This is a genomic window from Arcobacter thermotolerans (assembly GCF_983172305.1).
Window position 1 is genome coordinate 1 of the sequence record NZ_CFAFZJ010000022.1, and the last position, 5,290, is coordinate 5,290.

7 protein-coding genes are annotated in these 5,290 nt (G+C 28.9%); all 7 read left to right on the forward strand.

The genetic code is table 11. The features are described 5' to 3' along the window. Positions 1–591: hypothetical protein (locus AC5LG6_RS11195; RefSeq protein ID WP_498586642.1), on the forward strand; the 591-nt coding region annotated here is incomplete at its 5' end. Beyond that, positions 591–1,484, forward strand: a complete 894-nt coding sequence (locus AC5LG6_RS11200) for a hypothetical protein (protein ID WP_498586643.1) — start codon at positions 591–593, stop codon at positions 1,482–1,484. The genes AC5LG6_RS11195 and AC5LG6_RS11200, both read left to right, overlap by 1 nt. Beyond that, positions 1,485–2,474: a tail fiber protein gene (locus AC5LG6_RS11205; RefSeq protein ID WP_498586644.1), complete on the forward strand. Its 990-nt coding sequence runs from the start codon at positions 1,485–1,487 to the stop codon at positions 2,472–2,474. A gap of 31 nt (positions 2,475–2,505) precedes the next feature. Further along, positions 2,506–4,053: an RCC1 domain-containing protein gene (locus AC5LG6_RS11210; protein ID WP_498586645.1), complete on the forward strand. Its 1,548-nt coding sequence runs from the start codon at positions 2,506–2,508 to the stop codon at positions 4,051–4,053. Positions 4,054–4,067: 14 nt separating this feature from the next. Continuing rightward, positions 4,068–4,388, forward strand: a complete 321-nt coding sequence (locus AC5LG6_RS11215; protein WP_498586646.1) for a hypothetical protein — start codon at positions 4,068–4,070, stop codon at positions 4,386–4,388. 30 nt (positions 4,389–4,418) lie between these two features. Beyond that, entirely contained in the window at positions 4,419–4,877 is a 459-nt protein-coding gene (locus tag AC5LG6_RS11220; RefSeq protein WP_498586648.1) for a phage holin family protein, read from the forward strand. Then, complete coding sequence (locus AC5LG6_RS11225) at positions 4,870–5,223, forward strand: hypothetical protein (RefSeq protein WP_498586650.1); 354 nt, start codon at positions 4,870–4,872, stop codon at positions 5,221–5,223. The genes AC5LG6_RS11220 and AC5LG6_RS11225 overlap by 8 nt, the downstream gene beginning before the upstream one ends. The last annotated feature ends 67 nt before the right edge of the window (positions 5,224–5,290 follow it).

The window sequence follows — 5,290 nt, forward strand, 5'->3', positions numbered from 1 at the left end:
AGTTCTATAGTTTCAAATGATGAAAGTTTAGAAAAAGATAGATTATCAAAACAAACTCTTTCATATAACGATTATGTAGGTAAGCAAGAACAAGTTGATATAGTGAAACTTCTTGGTGTTTCTTACAATACTGCAAAGCCACTTATACAAAATTTACAAAACTTATCTGAAATTGATAGTACAAAAATGTTTTCGTATATTTCAGACTTAGTAGGTTTTAAAACTGGTCAAGATTTTTATGATTTAACTGCTTTTAGTCAAATAGAATCTCTAATGCCTTACTTATCTGTTGATTTAACTAAAACTTTAGAAAATATTAAAAAACAAGCATTAAATAATTCAAAACTAAAAATCAACTCTTATGATGTAGGAAGCGTGAACATAGAGTATGACCAGTTAGCACAAATTCACAAAGGTGAAACAATTATTCCTAGAAGTTTTTCAGATGGTTTAAGGGATGGTGCTTTAAGCCTTGGAGATAACAGCTCAATTGTTAAAGAGATAAAAAATTTAATAGATATTTCAATTCAAGGTTTTACTGAGTTTAGAAAACTTAGAAAAGAAGTTGAAGATATAAGGGTGGCTTTATAATGTTAGTAGTTCCTAAAGATGAAGTAATTGTAATCTCTTCAAATGTTCCTGAGCTAGATGATGGGATTGAGGTTTATGATAAAGATAAAACTTATAAAACTGGGAATGTTGTGCAAACAGAAGATTGTATTTTTGAGAGTACAAAAGATGAAAATATAGATGTTCCAATAAAAGAAAAAACAAGCCTATCATGGCTTTATTTAGGAAAAACAAATAGACACAAAATGTTTGATGAATATATGAGTACATCTACAACTTATCAAGATGAACTTGTATATGAATTTGCTGTAAATGACATAGACACTATTTGTTTTTTTGGACTTGTTGCTGAGAGTGTAAAAATAGAAATCTTTAGTGAGGAGGAGCTTGTTTATGAAGAAATAAGAAATACATACACAAGATTTGTTTCAAATTGGTGGGAGTGGACAGTTCAAGAGGGAAGATATAAAAAAATAGTTTTTTTTAGAAATATACCTAGTTTTTTTGGTGCAAAATTAAAAGTGACTATCTCTTTTCATGGAAGTTTAGCTTCTTGCTCTCACTTAATTTTTGGAAAAAGTTTAGATTTTGGGATTACTTTAGTTGATCCAAAACCTACAAGTTCTATACGAAATATGGTTTCAAAAGAAAAACAATCTGATGGAAATGTAAAAACAACAAATTCAAGAATTTATAAACGAGTTGTTTTAAATGTACTTTTAGATAGTTCAAGAGTAGATGAAATTCAAAGCTTTTTAGAAGAGTATAGTTTAACTCCAATGCTTTTTATTGGAGTTGAAAAAGAGAGTATGGATATGAACAGTTTAACTGCTTATGGATTTTATAAAGATTTTGAGCAACCTATAGGACTTAATTTAAGTCAGTATCAAATTGAAATAGAAGGGATTGTATAAATGAGTGAAGAAGAGATAAAACCTATAGAAAAACTTAGCCTTTTTGATGAGAGTAAATCAGCAATTGAAGGTCAAAAGAATTTTAGAGAAAACGCTGCATATAGTTGGAGTTGGTTAGTTGCACATACTAAAGAGCTCAATGTTGCACTAATAGATTTTAATACTTTAGTTTTTAAAACTTTTGAGAAAGCAGAAAGTGTACATATTGATGCGGATGCAATAGCTGAAAACATACAAGCGATTGAAGATGGTGCTAGACATATAGAGGAAATAGTACAAGATATTGATTATAAATTTAATTCTTTAAAAGAAGCAAATCAAGCTACAAAAGAGAGTTTAGAGTTAGATAACGTTAACAATACTAGTGATAAAGATAAACCAATATCAGATGCAACTCAAGAAGCTTTAGATAACAAATTAAACAATGATGTTTTTATTGTATCAGGCGACTTTACAGTAGAAGATGATGAAGAATTTGTAGTAAAAGAACTTTTATATACAGGCCTTGAGGAAGATGTACAAGATTCACAAGCTGGTGAGTATAGAGATTTTGCTATGCCAAATCCTAAAGGAAGTTGGCTTTTTTGTGATGGTAGAGAGATAAGCAGAATTAAATATAAAAAGTTATTTGAAGCAATAGGTATAAGATATGGAGAAGGTGATGGAGTTACTACATTTAATATTCCAGATAGAAGAGGATTATTTGCAAGAACAATAGATCTAGAAAGAGGAATGGATGAAAAAAATAGAGAGCTTGGAAGTTATCAAGGTGATGCAATTAGAAATATTACTGGAAATGTAGGAGGAGTTAGAAATGATTCATCTTCTTTACCGATAGGTGGAGCAATAGAAGTGCTTAGTAGTGCAGGTAATTTTACAGGAGGACCTGCTCACTTATCTAATGTTTTTTTTAATGCTTCAAAAGTAGTACCAACAGCAGATGAAAATAGACCTAAAAATATAAGTGTTTACACTTGTATAAGATATTAAAAAATTAAATTTAAAACTAGGAGAAATAAATATGGCAACAATAAGAACAGATAAAATTGGATCAAAAAGTTCATCAGCTTCACATGATGTTGATGTATTTCTTGTACATGATGAGGGTATTGTAAAAGATACAACGGGAAATGAAGAGCTAACGATAAAAAACTCATTGAAACTTGGTGGCAAAACAATTCAGGAAATATATAACCATGTAGACAATGAAGTTAATGAGCAGTTCAATGTACAAAATGATAGTAGAATTAGGCTTATCACAAGAAGTGATGCACAAGCTATTTCAAATAGTTATATAGTTGCAGTTACTAAAGATGAAGAAATAAGAGTAAAAGGAGAAAATACTTATTTTTTAAATGGTGCTGGAGCTTCAAATAATGGATTTATAACAATCAATAATCCACACAGAATAAGTAAAATCAAAGAAGTAGTTGTAGCAAATTTTAGTGTATATGTTTTATATGAAGATGGTGATCTGTATGTAATGGGTGCTAACACTTATGGGCAGTTAGGTATAGGAAACACAGCACATCAATATCAATTAGCTTATAGTACATCAAATGTAAATAAAATTGCTACTTCTTCAAGTGGACATTTTCTAGATTATATTTATGCATTTATATTAAAAACCGATAATACAGTTTGGTCAACTGGGCATAATGTTATTGGGCAATTAGGTTTAGGTGATAAAGTTGATAAAAATACTTGGACACAAGTTCCATTCTTAGATGAAGTTGGAGAGATTATGGATGTTTTTTGTTGTGATACACATAATGCATCTTCATATATTCTTACAGTAGATGGAAAGCTTTTATCTTGCGGTTATAATGCTGGTGGAGCATTAGGATTTAATGACACAACAGATAGAAGTTCATTTCAAATTATACCAGCCTTGGAAAATACAAAGATTATAAAATTTGTATGTACTGCTGGTTTTAGTGGCCAAAACTATACGAAAAGCTGTATGGCTTTAAGCGAAAACAAACAACTATTTGCGTGGGGAACTAATGCTTTTGGTCAGTTAGGAACAAATGACACTACTCAAAAAAATAATCCAGTTTTAGTAAATATTACTTTAGGTGTTGGTGAAACAATAGAAGATTTATATGCACCAACAGGTTCATATAATTTTTATATAAAAACTAATAAAAATAATATATATGGTGCTGGAAACAATGCCTATGGTCAACTAAATAAAAACAATACAATAAATAGCAATATCTTTGTAAAAGTTTTTGAGAATGTAAATTTTATTCATATAACAAGCTGTTTAAATTATGGATACTACATAGGACTTTATATTATTACTAATGATAATAAACTTTATGTGTGTGGTCACAATGTTAGTGGTGTTTTAAGCAAAAATAAAGTTACTAACATATTAACAGCAGAAGAAGTAAACTTTGAGTATGTCGATAAAATAAAATCTATTTGTTCTGGTGGATTGTCAGCAACTTCTGTGTTTATCTTAATAGATAATGGAAAAGTTTTTGGATGTGGAAATAATGGAGCTGGTCAAATAATAATGCCAGTTTCTACTACAACAAATAGATTGACTAGAATATTTTAATTAGGAGAGAGAAAATGAAAAAAATTATATACGTAAACCCAAATTTCAAGCAACAAGAGAGTGACAATATTCTTTTTGTTGCTCCATCATTTGTTGAAATAGAGTGTGAAGATGAAAGTAAACATACAGACTATATTTTAAATATTTCAAATGAAGAAGTTTACTCTGAAAAACTAGAACTTTGTTTAAATAATAGAAAATCAGAATATGCAAAATTAAATCAAGATGAGATGAGATTTGATGATGAAATTAACGGTACTACAACTTGGATTGATACTATTAAAGAAATCAAAGATAGATTTCCTAAACCTTCTTTGGAGGGTTCTGATGATTAACATAAATCAAAATAAATATGGGGCTTTAATATGAATATTCAATACTATATAAACGATATATCAATTTTATTAAAATTGTATTTTGCAGTATTTTACTCTTACATTTTAATCACTCTTGACTATGCTGGAATACCACATAAAACATTTTTTGTTTTATGCATTTTGATGACAGCAGATATTGTAACTGGAATTTATAAAGGCTATATACTCAAAGAGCTTTCTTCTAGTCCTATTATGACAGGAATTATAAAAAAATCTGGTTTACTTATTGCTCTTTATATGGTTTTTCTTGGTATTTCTGTTATGTCTGAATTGAGTTTTATTGCAAGTTTATTTGTAGGAATGTTCATACTTGCTGAACTCATAAGTATTATAGGAAATATAGTTGTGATTAGAGAAAAAAGTAAAGTATCAGAGCATGATGCTTTAATACAAGTAAGTGAGATATTAAAAGATTTATTTAAAAAGAGAGGTAAGCTAGATGATTAGTAGTTTATTTACAAAATTCAAAGGAGTTCTTATGGCGATATTTATTACAGCTTTTGCGATACTAGGAGCATATACTTTTTATTTAAATTATAAGTTCAATAGTACAAAAACACAATTAGCACAAAAAGAAAAAGATTATGAAGAGTTAAATATTGCTACAGCTCTTGCAATAGTTGAAATGAACAAAGCTTTAGCTTTGGAAAAAGATATCTCAAAAGAAAAAGCCATAAATCAAAACCAAAAAATAGAGGTTTTAAAACATAGCCAAAAAGTTGAACAAGAGATTATAAAAAGAGGAGGAGTAAATAAAGATGAAAAAAGAAATCCTATTATTGTTAATTTTTAGTTTTTTTATTGCTGGATGTAGCTCAAAACAGCCACCAATTGTTTTTAAACCAGAGGTTGTCTGCTAT

Bases quoted from the DNA above. Each gene is read 5' to 3' on its own strand.
- AC5LG6_RS11200 (WP_498586643.1), top strand. From the start codon at position 591: ATGTTAGTAGTTCCTAAAGATGAAGTAATTGTAATCTCTTCAAATGTT.
- AC5LG6_RS11205 (WP_498586644.1), top strand. From the start codon at position 1,485: ATGAGTGAAGAAGAGATAAAACCTATAGAAAAACTTAGCCTTTTTGAT.
- AC5LG6_RS11210 (WP_498586645.1), top strand. From the start codon at position 2,506: ATGGCAACAATAAGAACAGATAAAATTGGATCAAAAAGTTCATCAGCT.
- AC5LG6_RS11215 (WP_498586646.1), top strand. From the start codon at position 4,068: ATGAAAAAAATTATATACGTAAACCCAAATTTCAAGCAACAAGAGAGT.
- AC5LG6_RS11220 (WP_498586648.1), top strand. From the start codon at position 4,419: ATGAATATTCAATACTATATAAACGATATATCAATTTTATTAAAATTG.
- AC5LG6_RS11225 (WP_498586650.1), top strand. From the start codon at position 4,870: ATGATTAGTAGTTTATTTACAAAATTCAAAGGAGTTCTTATGGCGATA.